The following is a 16,008-nucleotide window of genomic DNA, read 5'->3' as shown; positions in this document are numbered from 1 at the left end:
CTTCACGACAAGCGGCGATAACGAAAAGCCCGGAAAACGGTGCGGGCTCGCCCCGATCAACCCCAGAACTGATGGCAGAACCCATGAAATTTCTCGACGAGGCAAAAGTCTACATCCGATCCGGCGACGGTGGCGCGGGCGCGGTGTCGTTTCGCCGCGAAAAATTCATCGAGTTCGGCGGCCCGGACGGCGGGGATGGCGGACGCGGCGGCGACGTCTGGGTGGAGGCGGTCAACGGCCTCAACACCCTCATCGATTTCCGCTTCCAGCAGCATTTCAAGGGCGCGACCGGCGTGCACGGCATGGGCCGCAACCGCACCGGCGCCAATGGCGCAAGCGTCACCTTGAAAGTGCCGGTCGGCACCCAGATCTTCGAGGAAGACAACGAGACCCTGATCTGCGACCTGACGAAGGAAGGCCAGCGCTTTCGCCTGGCCGCCGGCGGCAATGGCGGCTTTGGCAATGCGCATTTCAAGTCGTCCACCAACCAGGCGCCGGATTGGGCAAATCCCGGCCTCGAGGGCGAAGAGAAGAACATCTGGCTGCGGCTGAAGCTGATTGCCGATGCGGGTCTGGTTGGCTTGCCGAATGCGGGAAAATCCACGTTTCTGGCCACCGTCACGCGGGCACGGCCGAAAATCGCCAATTATCCCTTTACCACGCTGCATCCGAATCTCGGTGTCGCAACGATTGATGGACGCGAGTTCGTGCTCGCCGATATTCCGGGCCTGATCGAGGGCGCCCACGAGGGCGTCGGCATTGGTGACCGCTTCCTCGGCCATGTCGAGCGCACCCGCGTGCTGCTGCATCTGGTGTCTGCCCAGGAAGAGAATGTCGGCAAGGCCTACAAGACCGTGAAGTACGAGCTGGAAGCCTATGGCGGCGGTCTTGAAGACAAGCCGGAAATCGTCGCCCTGTCGCAGATCGACGTGCTGGACGAGAAGGAACTGAAGAAGAAGGCCAAGGAGCTGGAAAAGGCCTGCGGGCGTCCGCCTATGCTGATTTCTGCTGCCATCAACAAGGGCATGCTGGAGGTGCAGCGGGCGTTGCGCGATGTCATCGTGTCCTCCCATGGCGAGACGGCGCTTCCCGACCGCAGCCTTGGCGAAGATGCAGAAAACGAGGATTGAGATGAGCCTGTCGCGCAAGCCCCTGTCCGGTCATCGTCGGATCGTCATCAAGATCGGCTCCGCCCTGCTTGTCGATCGCAAGACGGGTTTGAAAAGCGCCTGGCTGAATTCCGTCTGCGCCGATATCGCGGCGCTGCGCGCGCAGAACATCGACGTTCTCGTCGTCTCGTCCGGTGCCATTGCGCTTGGCCGCACGGTGCTCGGCCTGCCGTCCGGTGCCTTGAAGCTTGAGGAAAGCCAGGCGGCGGCAGCCGTTGGCCAGATCGCGCTCGCGCGTGCCTGGTCGCAAAGCCTGTCGCGGGACGAGATCGTCGCCGGCCAGATCCTGCTGACACTTGGCGATACGGAAGAACGACGCCGCTATCTTAACGCCCGTGCCACGATCAACCAGTTGCTGAAGCTTGGCGCGGTGCCGATCATCAACGAGAACGACACGGTGGCGACCTCCGAAATCCGCTATGGCGACAACGACCGGCTGGCAGCTCGCGTGGCGACCATGACGGGCGCGGATCTTCTGGTGCTGCTGTCGGATATTGACGGGCTTTACACCGCCCCGCCGCATCTGGATCCGGATGCGCGGTTTCTGGAAACGATCTCCGCCATCACCCAGGAGATCGAAGCCATGGCCGGTGGCGCGGCTTCGGAACTGTCGCGCGGCGGCATGCGCACCAAGATCGATGCGGGCAAGATTGCAACCGGTGCCGGCTGCGGCATGATCATCGCGTCGGGCAAACCCGACCATCCGCTGAAGGTGATCGATGGCGGCGCTCGCTCCTCGTGGTTTGCCCCGTCCGGCACGCCGGTGACGGCCCGCAAGACCTGGATTGCCGGGCAATTGCAGCCGGCCGGAGAGCTTGTGGTGGATGCGGGTGCTGAACGAGCGCTTTCAAGCGGCAAGAGCCTGCTGCCGGCGGGTGTTCGTGCCGTGTCCGGCCAGTTCAGCCGGGGCGATACGGTCGCCATCATCGGCACGGAAGGGCGCGAGATTGCCCGCGGCCTTGCCGGCTATGATGCCGACGAAGCGCGCCAGATCACCGGGCGCAAATCCGGAGAGATCGAAGCGATCCTCGGCTATGCCGGCCGCGCTGCCATGGTCCATCGCGATGATCTGGTGATGACTGGCCCCGTGTCGGCCAAGGTGACGACGGACGCAATTTCACAGGAGGCCGCCCATGCTTGATAAGGTGACCACAAACGATATCGGCCAGTTGATGCAGGAGATGGGTGACAAGGCGAAGGCTGCCGCCCGCCGGCTTGCCAATGCCTCGAGCGAAGCCAAGAACCGGGCGCTGACACTGGCGGCCGATGCCATTCTGTCCGCACGCGAGGAAATCCTCGCCGCCAATGCCAAAGATCTGGCAGCGGTCGCCGACAAGGGCCTGCAGCCGTCCTTTATCGATCGCCTGACACTGAACGACAAGCGGGTGGTGGAGATGGCCGAGGGACTGCGCGCCATCGCCGCCCTTGCCGATCCGGTCGGCGACGTCATTGCCGCCTGGGAGCGTCCGAACGGGCTGAAGATCGAGCGCGTGCGCACGCCGCTCGGGGTCATCGGCGTGATCTACGAAAGCCGCCCGAATGTGACGGCGGATGCCGGCGCCCTCTGCCTGAAGGCCGGCAATGCCGTGATCCTGCGCGGCGGTTCGGACTCGCATCATTCATCGCAGGCGATCCATCGCTGCCTGGTCCAGGGGCTCACCGAAGCCGGCCTGCCGGAAGACGCAATCCAGATCGTGCCAGTGGCGGATCGTGCGGCCGTCGGTGCCATGCTGTCCGGTCTTCATGGCGCCATCGACGTCATCGTGCCGCGTGGGGGAAAAAGCCTTGTGGCGCGGGTGCAGGCGGAAGCGCGCGTGCCGGTCTTTGCCCATCTGGAAGGGCTTTGCCATATCTACGTGGATGCCTCTGCCGATCTCGACATGGCGGTCAACATCGTCGTCAACGCGAAAATGCGCCGGACCGGCATTTGCGGTGCGGCCGAAACGCTCCTGGTGGACCGGGCAGCGGCGGATACGCATCTGAAGCCCATCCTTGCTGCGCTGTCGGCTGCCGGATGCGAGATCCGTGCTTCGGAGGATGTTCTGGCGCTGGAGCCCGACCTTGTCGCCGCAACGGAAGAGGACTGGCGGACGGAATATCTGGAAGCGATCATTTCGGTTGCGCTGGTCGATGGCGTCGATGGGGCGATCGCTCATATCGCCACCTATTCTTCCAATCACACGGAAGCGGTGATTGCCGAGGATCCGACGGTTGTCTCGCGTTTTTTCAACGAGATCGATTCGGCCATCCTTCTCCACAATGCCTCGACGCAGTTTGCCGATGGCGGCGAGTTCGGCATGGGCGGCGAGATCGGGATTTCGACCGGCAAGATGCATGCGCGTGGCCCTGTCGGCGTCGAGCAGCTGACCTCGTTCAAATACCGCGTGCATGGCACCGGCCAGACGCGGCCCTGACGGCGTGACGGCCAGGCGGGCACACGATCGCTATCTCGTCATGCCGCGTGCCGAAGCCGGCATGACGGTTGGCCTGTTCGGTGGTTCGTTCAACCCGCCGCATCCCGGCCATCTTCTGGTGGCGGAAATCGCGCTCAAACGGCTCGGGCTCGATCAGCTCTGGTGGATGGTGACGCCCGGCAATCCGCTGAAAAGCCGTGCGGAACTGCTGCCGCTTGCCGAGCGCATTGCGCTCAGCGAGGACCTGGCGCGCGATCCGCGCATCAAGGTGACCGCCTTCGAAGAACGTCTGAACACCAGCTATACCGCCCGCACACTTGCCCATGTCGCGGCAAGGAACAGCAAGGTGCGGTTTGTCTGGATCATGGGCGCCGACAGCCTGAAGACCTTTCACCGCTGGCAGAAATGGCGCGAGATTGCCGCAACCGTTCCGATCGCTGTGGTGGACCGGCCGGGTGCCACGCTCTCCTTCCTGTCATCGCCGGCGGCGCGTGCTTTGTCTTTTGCGCGCATCGATGAGGAGGCAGCACGCTCCCTGCCCTACCGGACACCGCCCGCCTGGACCTTCATCCACGGACCGCGCTCCTCCTTCAGTTCGACGGCGCTGCGCCATGGGCAAAAGGCGGCGCAGGAGACTGCCGCCTCGTCCCGTGTTCCAGAGCCCCATCCCTTGAAAGATTGATCATTCGATGCCACCTTCACTTGACCGGATTCCGAAGCAAGGGATTCGGGGCAAGTGCCTGTTCTGTTCTTGGAAGAAAGGAACAACCCTGACAACAGTACACGCCAAGGGGAAGGCGCACAGCGTCCTCCCGAAGAGAGCGGAACGTGGCGTCGATGCCGCTTCCCGTGCTCTTGAACTGGTCCTCGCAAGTCTTGAGGACTCCAAAGCGGAAGACATTGTCACCATCAACATTGCCGGAAAGTCCGCGCTGGGCGACTACATGGTTGTGGTCTCCGGGCGATCGAGCCGGCATGTCTCGGCCATTTCCGAGCATCTTCTCTCCGACCTGAAGGACGAGGGCTTTGGCGGCGCTCGCATCGAGGGACTGGAGACGGGAGACTGGGTGCTGATCGATACCGGTGACATCATCATCCACGTGTTCCGTCCGGAAATCCGGGAATTCTACAACCTGGAACGGATGTGGGCCGCGCCCGACGAGGACGAAACGCTCCATTGAGGGTGCTTGCACGCCCTTTGCGCGTGCAAGGTGCTCCTCGATCGGATAAAGGCATCAGGCGCCATCGGGTCGGCTTCGGCTTCCGGATGCGGGACGGCATGTGACTTGCCAATGCCCTTGCCGGGCCGTCGCAGGATGGCTTGCCGAGGTGGCCGGGCTCCTTTGAGCCGGATGTCTGCCGATGCGGTGTTTGGAATTCAGGCGGTGATGCAATGCGCATAGGTCTTTTTGCGGTGGGGCGGCTCAAAACCGGCCCGGAGAAGGAATTGGCCTCGCGCTATCTCGATCGCTTCGCCAAGGCTGGCCCGGCGGTCAGCCTGGAGCTCTCCCGGGTGGTCGAGGTCAATGAGAGCCGGGCGTCCTCTGCCGAGACCCGCAAGCGCGAAGAGGCGCAGCTTCTCGAAAAAAGCCTGGGCGACGGCGCCATCCTGGTCCTGCTCGACGAACGCGGCAAGGCGCTGGACAGTCCGGCCTTTGCCAACCTCCTGGGGCGCTACCGGGACCAGGGCAAGCGCGAGTTGCTGCTGGCGATCGGCGGTGCCGATGGCCTCGATCCGGCGCTTTACGAGCGCGCCGATGCGATCGTCAACCTGGGTTCGATGACATGGCCGCACCAGCTGGTGCGCATCCTGATTGCCGAACAGCTCTACCGCGCCGTCACCATCCTGTCCGGCCATCCCTATCACCGGGTCTGATGGCCTGACCGATACACGATGTTGTTTCTGGTGCTTGCCGGCAAATCAGCTTAATCTTGACGGATTGAGGTGGCGTGTTCCGGTCGTTTGCGGATATCCGGCCATGGGTTGGCCAAGGTCCAAAGGCTGGTGTGACGGGTGAGAATGCGAAAGCGCGACGAGAGCATGCAGCCTGCAAGGTCTCTGGCGGCAATCCTGCTGCTGGCCTGCGTTTCCGTGTCCATGGCGGCGCAGGGTCAGGCGTTGCCGCAGACGGATGCGACGGTGCCGCGCAACGATGCCGCATCCCCGGGCGGGACCGGCAACGCCGTCGATCTCCTGGAAACGAAGCGCGATGAAACGCGCCGCGAATTCGAGACGTTGTCGAAGACGCTTTCTCTCTCCACGGACAAGACCAAGGAAATTACCGCAGCCATTGCCGCGCTCGACAAGAGCAGCGCCAATATCCGCCAGGCGCTGATCGACTCGGCCACAAGGCGCAAAGGCTTCGAGGCCGATCTGAAAGCTGGCGAAAACAAGCTTGCCGAGCTGAAGGTGAAGGAAGACGGCATTCGGAAATCCCTGCATGAGCGGCGCGGTGTTCTGGCCGAAGTTCTGGCCGCCCTTCAGCGCATGGGGCGCAATCCGCCGCCGGCGCTTCTGGTGACCCCGGAAGATGCGCTGGGTTCCGTGCGCAGTGCCATTCTGCTGGGGGCCGTCGTTCCCGGCATGCGCGCCGAGGCCGATCGCCTGATGGCGGATCTGAAGGCACTGTCTGATCTTCAGGCTGAGGTGCTGGCCGAACGGACAAAGGCCTCGCAGGCGATGACGGCAAGCCTTGAGGAAGATCGCCGCATGGAACTGCTTCTGGCGGAAAACGACAAGCAGAGCCGTCAAAGTTCCGCCGAGTTGGAGGCAGAGCGTCGGCGGTCGCAGGAACTGGCCAGCCGCGCCAGCAGTCTCGAAGGGCTGATCGGTTCGCTGGAAGGCGAAATTTCCTCCGTGCGCGAGGCCATGCAGCGGGCCCGCGAGGAGGAGGAGCGGCGCAACCAGCTGACGGATGCCGAACGCCGGAAGGCCCAGGAACTGGCCGAAAGCGGCGTGCCCGACAAAAACCGTATTGCGCCGGCATATGCATTTTCAAGCCTCAAGCAAAAACTGACACTGCCTGTGGAGGGAGACCTTCTGCGCAGTTACGGCGATCCGGACGGTACAGGTCACCCGGCCAAGGGCATCACCCTGGCCGCGAGCGCCGGTGCGGTTGTCACGGCTCCGGCAGATGGGCTGGTCGTCTTTGCCGGTGCGTTTCGAAGCTACGGGCAGATGATCATCCTCAACGTGGGCGATGGCTACCACCTCGTCCTGACGGGGATGGACCGGGTGAATGTGCGACAGGGGAAATTCGTCTTTGCCGGCGAGCCGCTCGCCGCCATGGGCGAGAAAAGAGTGGCGAGCGCAACCGCGTTGGCGCTGGAAACAGACCGTCCGACGCTTTACATTGAATTTCGAAAGGACGGCACTCCGGTCGATTCGAAGCCGTGGTGGTCCGCAAAGGAAACTGGAAGGGCACGCAATGATTCGTAGGGCTTCTCTTGTCATCGTTGGAGCGCTGCTCGGCGCGACGGCCATGAGTGTCGTCTATTCCGCCGGCGTGCCTGCCCAGGCGGCCGGTTCATCGACCTATCGTGAGCTGTCCATCTTCGGTGACGTGTTCGAGCGCGTGCGCGCGCAGTACGTGACGCCGCCCGACGATGAAAAGCTCGTGGAAAATGCCATCAACGGCATGCTCTCCTCGCTAGACCCGCATTCCAGCTACATGAACGCCAAGGATGCGGCCGACATGCGCACCCAGACCAAGGGTGAGTTCGGCGGTCTCGGCATCGAAGTGACGATGGAAGACGAGCTGGTAAAGGTCATCACGCCGATTGATGATACGCCGGCAGCCCGCGCGGGCGTTCTGGCCGGTGACTTCATCTCCGAAATCGACGGAACGCCGGTGCGCGGCCTGAAGCTTGAAGATGCGGTCGAGAAGATGCGCGGCGCGGTGAAGACGCCGATCAAGCTGACCATTCTGCGCAAGGGCGCTGACAAGCCCCTCGAAATCACCGTGATGCGCGACATCATTGCCGTTCGCGCCGTCAAGTCGCGCGTCGAAGGCGATGTCGGCTACCTGCGGGTGATTTCGTTCACCGAAAAGACTTATGACGACCTCGAAAAGGCGATCAAGAAGATCAAGGCGGACGTGCCGGCCGACAAGCTGAAGGGCTATGTGCTGGACCTGCGCCTCAATCCGGGCGGTCTGCTGGATCAGGCGATCAATGTGTCGGATGCCTTCCTGGAGCGCGGCGAGGTGGTGTCCACCCGCGGTCGTAATCCGGAGGAAACCCGCCGCTTCAACGCCGGCCCGGGCGATCTGACCGACGGCAAGCCGGTGATCGTGCTTGTGAACGGCGGTTCGGCCTCGGCTTCGGAAATCGTTGCCGGTGCGCTGCAGGATCTGAAGCGCGCGACCGTGGTTGGCACCCGCTCCTTCGGCAAGGGGTCTGTCCAGACGATCATCCCGCTCGGCGAAGCCGGTGCGCTGCGTCTGACGACCGCGCTCTATTACACGCCGTCCGGCAAGTCGATCCAGGGCACCGGCATCCAGCCGGATATCAAGGTCGAGCAGCCGCTTCCGCCGGAATTGCAGGGCAAGGTGCGCGCTGAAGGCGAATCAAGCCTCAAGGGACATATCCAGGGCCAGAGCGAGACCGAAGAAGGCTCCGGCTCCACGGCCTATGTGCCGCCGGAAGCCAAGGACGACGTCCAGCTCAACTATGCGCTCGACCTGCTGCGTGGTGTGAAGACGGATCCGTCCTTCCCGCCGCAGCCGGACAAGGCGGCTGCCGCTGCCGTCAAGCCCTGATCCACTCGTTAAGCCCGCTTTGCGCCCTGCGCAGAGCGGGTTTTTCTTGCCCGACCTCCAGCACAGCGGACGGACGCATTGGGGACAGATCTTCGCGCTCCGCTTGGACCCGGCAGACCCAAAAAGGCCCGGCCGAGGCGGGGCCTTTCGGTGGGTGGGTGCCTTCTCGGCCTGTCGGCTGCTACCCTTCTCGGCGTGTCCTTTTATCTCATGCGGGCTTCGGGCGTTCCCGATAAGGCCCGCGTCGCAGTTACAGTCCCCCTTACCCCCTCCGTCGATGGGCTGGCAAAGCCTGTACCCGAGCCGTCCCGGTCGGCGTTGCAGGACGAGCCGCCGCTATCGTCGCTGCTGCGCTCCGGTGGGGGAGGCGGGGCCAATGCCAAGCCTGCCCAGCTTGAGGACGGGACGGTCGTCACCACCTTTTCACCGCGCCCGCGGGATGGTTCCGGACCGCTTCTCGTCGAGGGGGCTCGGATCGGGCAGGATCCGCGCCTGGCCGCCCTGCCCAATGACGATCTTCTGGAAGAGACGCGTTTCGGGCGCCTGCCGGTCAAGGGTCCGGATGGGCTTCGGCCGATGGATCAGTATGCCAGGCCCTGGTCCGGTGCGCGTGGCCCGCGCATTGCGATCGTCATCGGGGGGCTCGGCCTCAGTCAGACCGGAACGCAAAAGGCAATCCGCGCGCTGCCCGGCTCCGTGACCTTTGCCTTTGCCGCCAGCGGCAACAGCCTGCAGCGCTGGATGCAGGAGGCGCGCCGTTCGGATCACGAAATCCTCCTGCAGATACCGATGGAACCGTTTGATTACCCGGCAAACGATCCAGGTCCCCTGACCTTGGTCAGCGGGTCTTCGTCCGCGCAAAATCTGAGCCGCCTGCACGAGGCCATGGGCCGCATCACCAATTATACCGGTGTCGTCAACTTTCTCGGCGGCCGCTATCTCGCCGATCCGCAGGCGCTTCAGCCCATTCTGGCGGATCTGGCGCGCCGCGGACTGCTGTTTCTCGATGATGGGTCATCGGCGCAATCGAAGAGCGGCGATCTCGCCCGCACACTGTCCTTGCCGCATGGCTTTGCCGACCTGACACTGGATACAAGCCTCTCGCGTCAGGCCATCCTGAAAAAGCTGGATGATCTCGAGCGGATTGCGCAGCGGCAGGGATCGGCAATCGGCATCGGCTCGGCCTTTGACGAAACGGTGGATGCCGTGGCTGAGTGGTTGAAGCAGGCGCAAGGTCGTGGCGTGGAAATTGTAGGCGTGTCGGCCCTTCTGGCCGAGCCCGAACATCAGTGAGGTGAGCATGAGCAAGAACAAGAAACCCGCAAGCGAGTTGCCGTATCGCCCCTGCGTCGGCGTCATGGTGCTGAACCGGGAGGGGCTGGTCTGGGTTGGCCGGCGCCTGTCGCAAAACAACAGTGAATCGGACGGATCGCCGCAGCTCTGGCAGATGCCGCAGGGCGGGATCGACAAGGGTGAAGATCCGCGTGATGCGGCCTATCGCGAGCTGTTCGAGGAAACCGGCATCAAGACCGTCTCGCTTCTGGCAGAAGCGCCGGACTGGATTCATTACGATCTTCCTGCCCACCTGATCGGCATCGGCCTCAAGGGCAAGTATCGTGGCCAGCGCCAGCGCTGGTTTGCCTTCCGCTTCGAGGGCGACGAGAGCGAAATCAACATCGAGAACCCGCCCAGCGGTCAGCATCAGGAATTCGATGCCTGGGACTGGAAGCCGATGGCGGAACTGCCGGAACTGATCGTCTCCTTCAAGCGGCCTGCTTATGAGCAGGTGGTTGCGGCCTTCTCGCATTTGTCCGGCACGAAAGGCTGATCTGCCGCGTGTCATTGGCCCACAAAAAAGCCGGCTTGCGGATAAGCGCGAGCCGGCTTTTTGATGATTTGAAATGGCTTATTCGGCGCTGTCAGCCGACTCGGCGTTCAGCAGGCCGTAGCGCTCTTCGCCCAGCTTGCCGAGCAATTCGAGCTGGGTTTCGAGGAAATCGATATGGCCTTCTTCGTCGATCAGCAGTTCTTCGAACAGCTTCATCGTGACGTAATCGCCGGCTTCATGACAGACGTCGCGGGATGCCTTGTAGGCGGTGCGGGCATCATATTCGCCGGCGAGATCCGCTTCCAGCACTTCGCGAACGGTCTGGCCGATCCGCAGCGGAGCAAGGGTCTGCAGGTTGGGATGGCCTTCCAGGAAGATGATGCGCGCGACGAGCTTGTCGGCATGCTGCATTTCCTCGATCGATTCGGCCCGTTCCTTCTTGGCAAGCTTCGTATAGCCCCAGTCTTCCAGAAGCCGATAGTGAAGCCAATACTGGTTGACTGCGCCGAGTTCGAGAAAAAGGGCTTCGTTAAGCCGCTCGATGACTCTTGTGTCGCCTTTCAATGTCCGCTCTCCTGTTGTCCTCATGGAACTTTTTCAAGCGTGACATATAGTCGACAACCTCTGCCTCCGTCGAGTGGCGGCAGGCATGATATTCTTCCGTGGTCCGGATAATCAGGTCGACGACATTCGGGAAGCATCCACAGCAACGGCCGCGCTTGCTCATCGCATGATACACCTTGGACGGCACGATCAGCTGCCAACAGTCCTCGTCGAGGAGCCCGTTGATCACGTCCCTGATTTCATGATCGGTGATGTAATTGCAACTACAGACCAGCATGCTCATTAGCCATCAAACATGACACACGATATCCTCTTTATTGATAAAGCGGATGATGGATGTCAAGAAAGAATCGCCGGCAAAAGGCGGCTGACGGGCCTTTTCGCTGATCGGGCGGCCCTTGGCCTTGTCACATCTTCGTGTCGCTTGCTGCTGAGCCGTGGAGGTTGCCGTGTCAGTGGAAATTGCGACCGCGCGGCAGCACGCGGGCATTTTCGTCCAAAGCACCTGCCGGCGGGGCGCCTGGAGTTGAAGGCGGAAACGGCCTCCCCCGCGCTTCCCGTGGATCGCGGGTCGCCCGCAAGACCTCATCGGACCGTTCGCAGGCACCAAAACGGCGGGTTTCGGCCTGCAGCAGGCCGAGCATCGGGGTCAGGTCCTCGATATGGTCGGCGATCACGTGGATCACGTCGCTTTCCCGCTGCAGCAGGCCACGGATGCGCACCATCCTTGCGGCCATGACCACGGCCCGGTAGGCGGCAAAGATCTTTGGCCGCACGATGATGTTGGCGGTGCCCGTCTCGTCCTCCAGCGTCATGAAGATCACCTTGGCCGTGCCGGGCCGCTGGCGGATCAGCACCAGCCCCGCCACCTCCACCCGACGGTTCTTCTCGGCGGTTCTGAGCGTGGCCGTGGTCACCATCGCCCGCCCCGCAAGCTCGCCGCGCAGGAAGGAGACGGGATGCGCCTTCAGCGACAGAGTGAGGCTGCGGTAATCTTCGATCACCTCTTCGCCGGGCGGCATCTCCGGCAGGTCCATCGCCGGCTCGTGCTGCAGATCCTCGTGGCCTGCCCGTTCAAACAGCGGCAGGCTGTCGCGGGCGCTTGCGGCATCGAGCGCCCGTACCACCCAGAGCGCCTGGCGCCGGTCGAGCCCCATCGAGCGGAAGGCATCCGCCTCCGCCAGCTTTTCGATGGTGGCGCGGTTGAGGCCGGAGCGCAGCCACAGTTCGCGGATCGAGCGATAGCCTTCGCCGCGCGCCGCCACCAGCTTTCCCCGGATTTCTGCCTCCGACAGACCTTTGATGAGTCGGAAGCCCAGCCGCACCGATTTTCGCGCCTGAATGACAGTGCCCATGTCCCGGTGCTGCGGCGCCATTCGACGGGCGTCGAAACCCTTGCCTTCTTCCAGCATGGCGTCCCAGTCGGAAAAGTTCACATCGACCGGCAGCACCTCGATCCCGTGCTCGCGCGCATCGCGCACCAGTTGCGCGGGGGCATAAAAACCCATCGGCTGCGCATTGAGGATCGCGGCGAGGAACACATCGGGATAGAGCGCCTTGAACCAGCAGGAGACATAGACCAGCAGCGCGAAAGAGGCGGCATGGCTTTCGGGAAAGCCGTATTCGCCAAACCCTTCGATCTGGCTGAAGCAGCGATCGGCGAAATCCTTGTCATAACCGCGGCGCACCATGTTGCCGACCATCTTGTCGCGAAAGCTGTGAATGGTGCCGGTGCGCTTGAAGGTGGCCATGGCCCGGCGCAGCCTGTCGGCTTCGCTGGGGGAAAATTCCGCCGCCGTAATGGCAATCTGCATGGCCTGTTCCTGGAAGAGCGGCACACCCAAGGTGCGCTCCAGCACCTGGCGCAGTTCGTCGCTCGGATATTCGATCTTCCGCCCTGCCCGCTCGTCCTCGCGGCGCTTCAGATAGGGGTGAACCATGTCGCCTTGGATCGGGCCCGGGCGCACGATGGCCACCTCGATCACCAGATCATAGAATTTCCGCGGCCGCAGGCGCGGCAGCATGCTCATCTGGGCCCGGCTTTCGATCTGGAAGACACCCACCGTGTCGGCCCGGCAGATCATGTCGTAAACCTGCGGCTTCTCGTCTTTCAAGATGCCGGCCAGGGTTTTCCGCTGCCCATAATGGTTCTCCAGCAGGCGGAAAGCCTTGGCGAGGCAAGTCAGCATGCCAAGCGCCAGCACATCCACCTTCAGGATGCCGAGTGTGTCGAGATCGTCCTTGTTCCACTCGATCATGTAGCGGCCGGGCATGGCGGTCGGCATGATCGGCACCACCTCGTCCAGCCGGTCGCGGGTGATGACGAAACCGCCGACATGCTGGGTGAGGTGGCGGGGGAAATTCATCAGCTGGCGGGCATAGGTCAGCACGCGCTGCGTCGTCGCATCCTCCGTGTCGAGCCCGGCATTCTTCGCCTCGCGCTCCGTCAGACCCTCCGTCGACCAGCCCCAGATCGTGCTCGACAGCGCCGATTGAACGTCCTGCGACAATCCGAAAGCCTTGGCCACCTCGCGGCCGGAGGAGCGGGTGCGATAGCTGGTGACGGCGGCGGTGAGGCCCGCATGCTCGCGTCCATAGGTGCGATAGATGTGCTGGATCACCTCCTCGCGCCGCTCATGCTCGAAATCCACGTCGATATCGGGTGGCTCGTCGCGCTCGGTGGAGAGGAACCTTGCAAACAGCAGTGAGGATGTCATCGGATCGACATCGGTTATGCCGAGGCAGTAACAGAGGGTGGAATTGGCCGCCGATCCGCGCCCCTGGCAGAGAATGTTCTCACCGCGGGCAAATTCCATGATGTTGCGCACGGTCAGGAAATACGGCGCGTATTTTTTCTCTGAAATCAGATCGAGTTCGGCGCGGATCTGCGCGCTGACCTTTTCCGGAACGTCACCTCCATATCGCCGGTGGGCCCCTTCATGGGCCAGCCGTTCAAGGGTCTGGTCGGGCGTTTCCCCCGCCACCTGCTCTTGCGGATAATTGTGCTGCAGTTCGTTGAGCGAGAAGGTGAGCGCCTTGAAAAAGGCAAGACTGTTGCCGAGCGCTTGCGGATAACGGCGAAAGAGCGAGGCCATCTGAGGGGCCGTCTTGAGGTAGCGTTCGGCATTGGCGGCAAAGCGAAAGCCCGCCTCCGCCACCGTCACATGCTCGCGAATGGCGGTTACAATGTCTGCGAGCGGCCGGCGCTCAGTGCTATGGTAAAGCGGCTGGTTGGTGGCAATAAGCGGCACCCGCGCCTCTCGGGCCCAGCCGGAAAAGGCGGCAAAGGCAAAGGCATCCTGCCCGTCATAATGGGCAGACAGCGCCAGATGGAGCGCCGTGCCGAAGCGCGCGCGCAGGCGGCAAAGCAGAGTGAGAAAATTTTCCCCTGCACGCCTATCAAACAGCAACGGCCGGCCGGGCAGGATCGCCAGCATCATCTCGTCGCCCCAGGTGAGGAGGTCGTCAAGGAAAAGCCGGCACTCGCCTTTTTCGGCGCGCAGATTGCCGGCACTCAGCAGCCGGCAGAGATGGCCCCAGCCCTTTCTGTTGCGGGGATAGGCCAGCAGGTCCGGCGTCTCATCGCAAAACACCAGCCGCGCGCCGGGCTTGACCTCCAGATCCGTCTCGTTCTTCAGCACCCGCAGTTGCGAATGCGCCTTCACCACGCCCGCCACCGTGTTGCGGTCGGCAATGCCAAGGCCTGAGAGGAGGCCCTGCCGCTTCAGGAAAACGGCCTGCTGCACCATTTCCTCCGGATGCGAGGCGCCCTCCAGGAAGGAGAAATTGGTGCGTGCTCCCAGTTCGCAAAAGGCAGGAGCGTCTTTCATGCGAAAATGCCGTGCATGAACCAGCGCGGATTGGCCACCTGGTCGTAAAGCCCCTGCCGGTAGACCCAGAAACGCTGGCCATTGTCGGCTTCAAGCCGGAAATAATCGCGCGTCGGGGCGCCTTCACCGTCCAGCCACCATTCCGCCGCCAGCCGTTCCGGCCCTTCCGCCCGGCGCACCTGATGGGTGAGCCTTCGCCAGCGAAAGCGGATCGGTGGCCCGTCCGGCACTTCCACAGCAAAGGCTTCGAGCGGCTCGGGATGGGCAAACAGTCGCAGCGGCCGCTCCTTTTCCGCACTGCTTGCAGTGCCAAGCGGTGCCGCTTCCGGCAGGCGCTGTGGTTTGGAGACCGAGTGGTGAAGGGCCTCGATCGCGACCACGGCCCGCTCGGGAATATGGCTTTCGCGCAGCTGGTAGGTCTTGAGACATTCTGGCCCAAGCCGTGCCGACACCTGATCGATGAAATCGGCCAGGGACTGCTGCCTGGAGCCATCGCCATCGAAATCGCCCTGGGCGTGGTCAAAAGCGTCGTGGCTGAGGACATTGAGCCTGAGGATCTCAAAGCCGAAGCCGACATCGAGCTCGTCATGCACGCCCGTCAGCCGCTCTGCAAACAGGCGGGCAATGCGGGGACCGTCGCGCAAGGGGCGCGAGGCGCCGGCGGTCAAGCGAAACACCTTGCCATCGACCCGAAACAGCACCAGTTCGAACATCCGGCCGCCTGCAGCGCGGGCTTCGAGGCTCGGCTTCAGGGCTTCCGCCACCTGGCCGGCAAGGCTCAGGATATCCTCCTCGGACTGGATCGGTTCGGCCAGCCGTCGTTCGGCCGACAGGCTTGCCACCGGCAGGCGCGGCGAAATCGCCTCCTCGTCCAAGCCGGTTGCCTGATCGAGCCGCAGCAGGAGATGGGGGCCGAAGCGTCGGGCAAGCGGCGCGCGGGGCGCCTCCAGAAGGTCGCCCACCTGTTTCAGTCCCACCTTTGCCAGCGCCTGAACCACGTCGGCGCCAACGCGCAGGGCAGCGATCGGAAGGGGGGCAAGAACGGCCTCGATTTCGCTGTCGGCGATCACCCGGCTTTCGCCAAAGCGGGCAACGGCGGAAGAAAGGCCGGGTGTCGACGAGACGGCTCCGCGCACGGCAAGGCCAAGGCCTGTCATACGGTGGAGAACATCAGAGAGAAGGGCCGCCTCGCCGCCGAAAAGATGGGCGGAGCCTGTAATGTCGAGAAACAGGCCGTCCTGGCCCTCCAGCGCCACCAGCGGCGTATAGCGGTCGCACCAGTCGGCGAGCGCTTCGAGAAAGCGCCGGTCGGCGGCGCTATCCTCGTCGATGGCGACAAGGCCCGGACAGATGGCGCGCGCCTCGGCAAGCCCCTGCCCCCGCTTCAGCCCGGCTGCCTGCGCATTCTCATCCAGCGCCGTGAGGCGCATGGCATTGTCACGC

14 protein-coding genes are annotated in these 16,008 nt (G+C 63.2%); 10 read left to right on the top strand and 4 right to left on the bottom strand.

Features of this window, described 5'->3' with window-relative positions:
- Nucleotides 1-83 precede the first annotated feature (83 nt).
- The 10 genes from obgE to J2858_RS20905 all read left to right on the top strand — a co-directional run bounded on the left by obgE (nt 84) and on the right by J2858_RS20905 (nt 10,171).
- A complete protein-coding gene (obgE, locus tag J2858_RS20950) occupies nt 84-1,130 on the top strand; it encodes a GTPase ObgE (RefSeq protein WP_210106808.1) in 1,047 nt (348 codons plus the stop codon).
- A gap of 1 nt (nt 1,131) precedes the next feature.
- Entirely contained in the window at nt 1,132-2,310 is a 1,179-nt protein-coding gene (gene proB / locus J2858_RS20945) for a glutamate 5-kinase (RefSeq protein ID WP_210106807.1), read from the top strand.
- Nucleotides 2,303-3,583 carry a glutamate-5-semialdehyde dehydrogenase gene (locus J2858_RS20940; protein WP_210106806.1) on the top strand — a complete coding sequence of 427 codons (1,281 nt, stop codon included), beginning with the start codon at nt 2,303-2,305 and terminating at the stop codon, nt 3,581-3,583. The genes proB and J2858_RS20940 overlap by 8 nt, the downstream gene beginning before the upstream one ends.
- Entirely contained in the window at nt 3,558-4,265 is a 708-nt protein-coding gene (locus tag J2858_RS20935; protein ID WP_210106805.1) for a nicotinate-nucleotide adenylyltransferase, read from the top strand. Before J2858_RS20940 ends, J2858_RS20935 begins: the two co-directional genes overlap by 26 nt.
- Nucleotides 4,266-4,272: 7 nt before the next feature.
- Nucleotides 4,273-4,764 carry a ribosome silencing factor gene (rsfS, locus tag J2858_RS20930; RefSeq protein WP_210106804.1) on the top strand — a complete coding sequence of 164 codons (492 nt, stop codon included), beginning with the start codon at nt 4,273-4,275 and terminating at the stop codon, nt 4,762-4,764.
- Between the two features lie 212 nt (nt 4,765-4,976).
- A complete protein-coding gene (rlmH, locus tag J2858_RS20925; protein WP_210106803.1) occupies nt 4,977-5,459 on the top strand; it encodes a 23S rRNA (pseudouridine(1915)-N(3))-methyltransferase RlmH in 483 nt (160 codons plus the stop codon).
- A 165-nt stretch (nt 5,460-5,624) separates the two neighbouring features.
- Entirely contained in the window at nt 5,625-7,022 is a 1,398-nt protein-coding gene (locus J2858_RS20920; RefSeq protein WP_210106903.1) for a murein hydrolase activator EnvC family protein, read from the top strand.
- A complete protein-coding gene (locus tag J2858_RS20915) occupies nt 7,012-8,343 on the top strand; it encodes a S41 family peptidase (protein WP_210106802.1) in 1,332 nt (443 codons plus the stop codon). The genes J2858_RS20920 and J2858_RS20915 overlap by 11 nt, the downstream gene beginning before the upstream one ends.
- A gap of 78 nt (nt 8,344-8,421) precedes the next feature.
- Nucleotides 8,422-9,636, top strand: coding sequence for a divergent polysaccharide deacetylase family protein (locus J2858_RS20910; protein WP_210106801.1), 1,215 nt, complete (start codon nt 8,422-8,424; stop codon nt 9,634-9,636).
- 7 nt (nt 9,637-9,643) lie between these two features.
- A complete protein-coding gene (locus tag J2858_RS20905) occupies nt 9,644-10,171 on the top strand; it encodes an RNA pyrophosphohydrolase (RefSeq protein ID WP_210106800.1) in 528 nt (175 codons plus the stop codon).
- Between the two features lie 78 nt (nt 10,172-10,249).
- On the opposite strand, the gene bfr is transcribed toward J2858_RS20905, so the two are convergent.
- The 4 genes from bfr to J2858_RS20885 all read right to left on the bottom strand — a co-directional run bounded on the left by bfr (nt 10,250) and on the right by J2858_RS20885 (nt 15,995).
- Entirely contained in the window at nt 10,250-10,735 is a 486-nt protein-coding gene (bfr, locus tag J2858_RS20900; protein ID WP_210106799.1) for a bacterioferritin, read from the bottom strand.
- Nucleotides 10,701-11,018, bottom strand: a complete 318-nt coding sequence (locus J2858_RS20895) for a (2Fe-2S)-binding protein (RefSeq protein ID WP_245366906.1) — start codon at nt 11,016-11,018, stop codon at nt 10,701-10,703. Before J2858_RS20895 ends, bfr begins: the two co-directional genes overlap by 35 nt.
- 169 nt (nt 11,019-11,187) lie before the next feature.
- A complete protein-coding gene (locus J2858_RS20890) occupies nt 11,188-14,565 on the bottom strand; it encodes an error-prone DNA polymerase (protein ID WP_210106798.1) in 3,378 nt (1,125 codons plus the stop codon).
- Nucleotides 14,562-15,995 carry a Y-family DNA polymerase gene (locus J2858_RS20885; protein ID WP_245366957.1) on the bottom strand — a complete coding sequence of 478 codons (1,434 nt, stop codon included), beginning with the start codon at nt 15,993-15,995 and terminating at the stop codon, nt 14,562-14,564. Before J2858_RS20885 ends, J2858_RS20890 begins: the two co-directional genes overlap by 4 nt.
- Between the last annotated feature and the right edge of the window lie 13 nt (nt 15,996-16,008).

The organism is Neorhizobium galegae (genome assembly GCF_017877135.1).
GTDB classification, from domain to species: Bacteria; Pseudomonadota; Alphaproteobacteria; order Rhizobiales; family Rhizobiaceae; genus Neorhizobium; species Neorhizobium galegae_A.
This window is presented reverse-complemented; position numbering and strand designations above follow the sequence as displayed.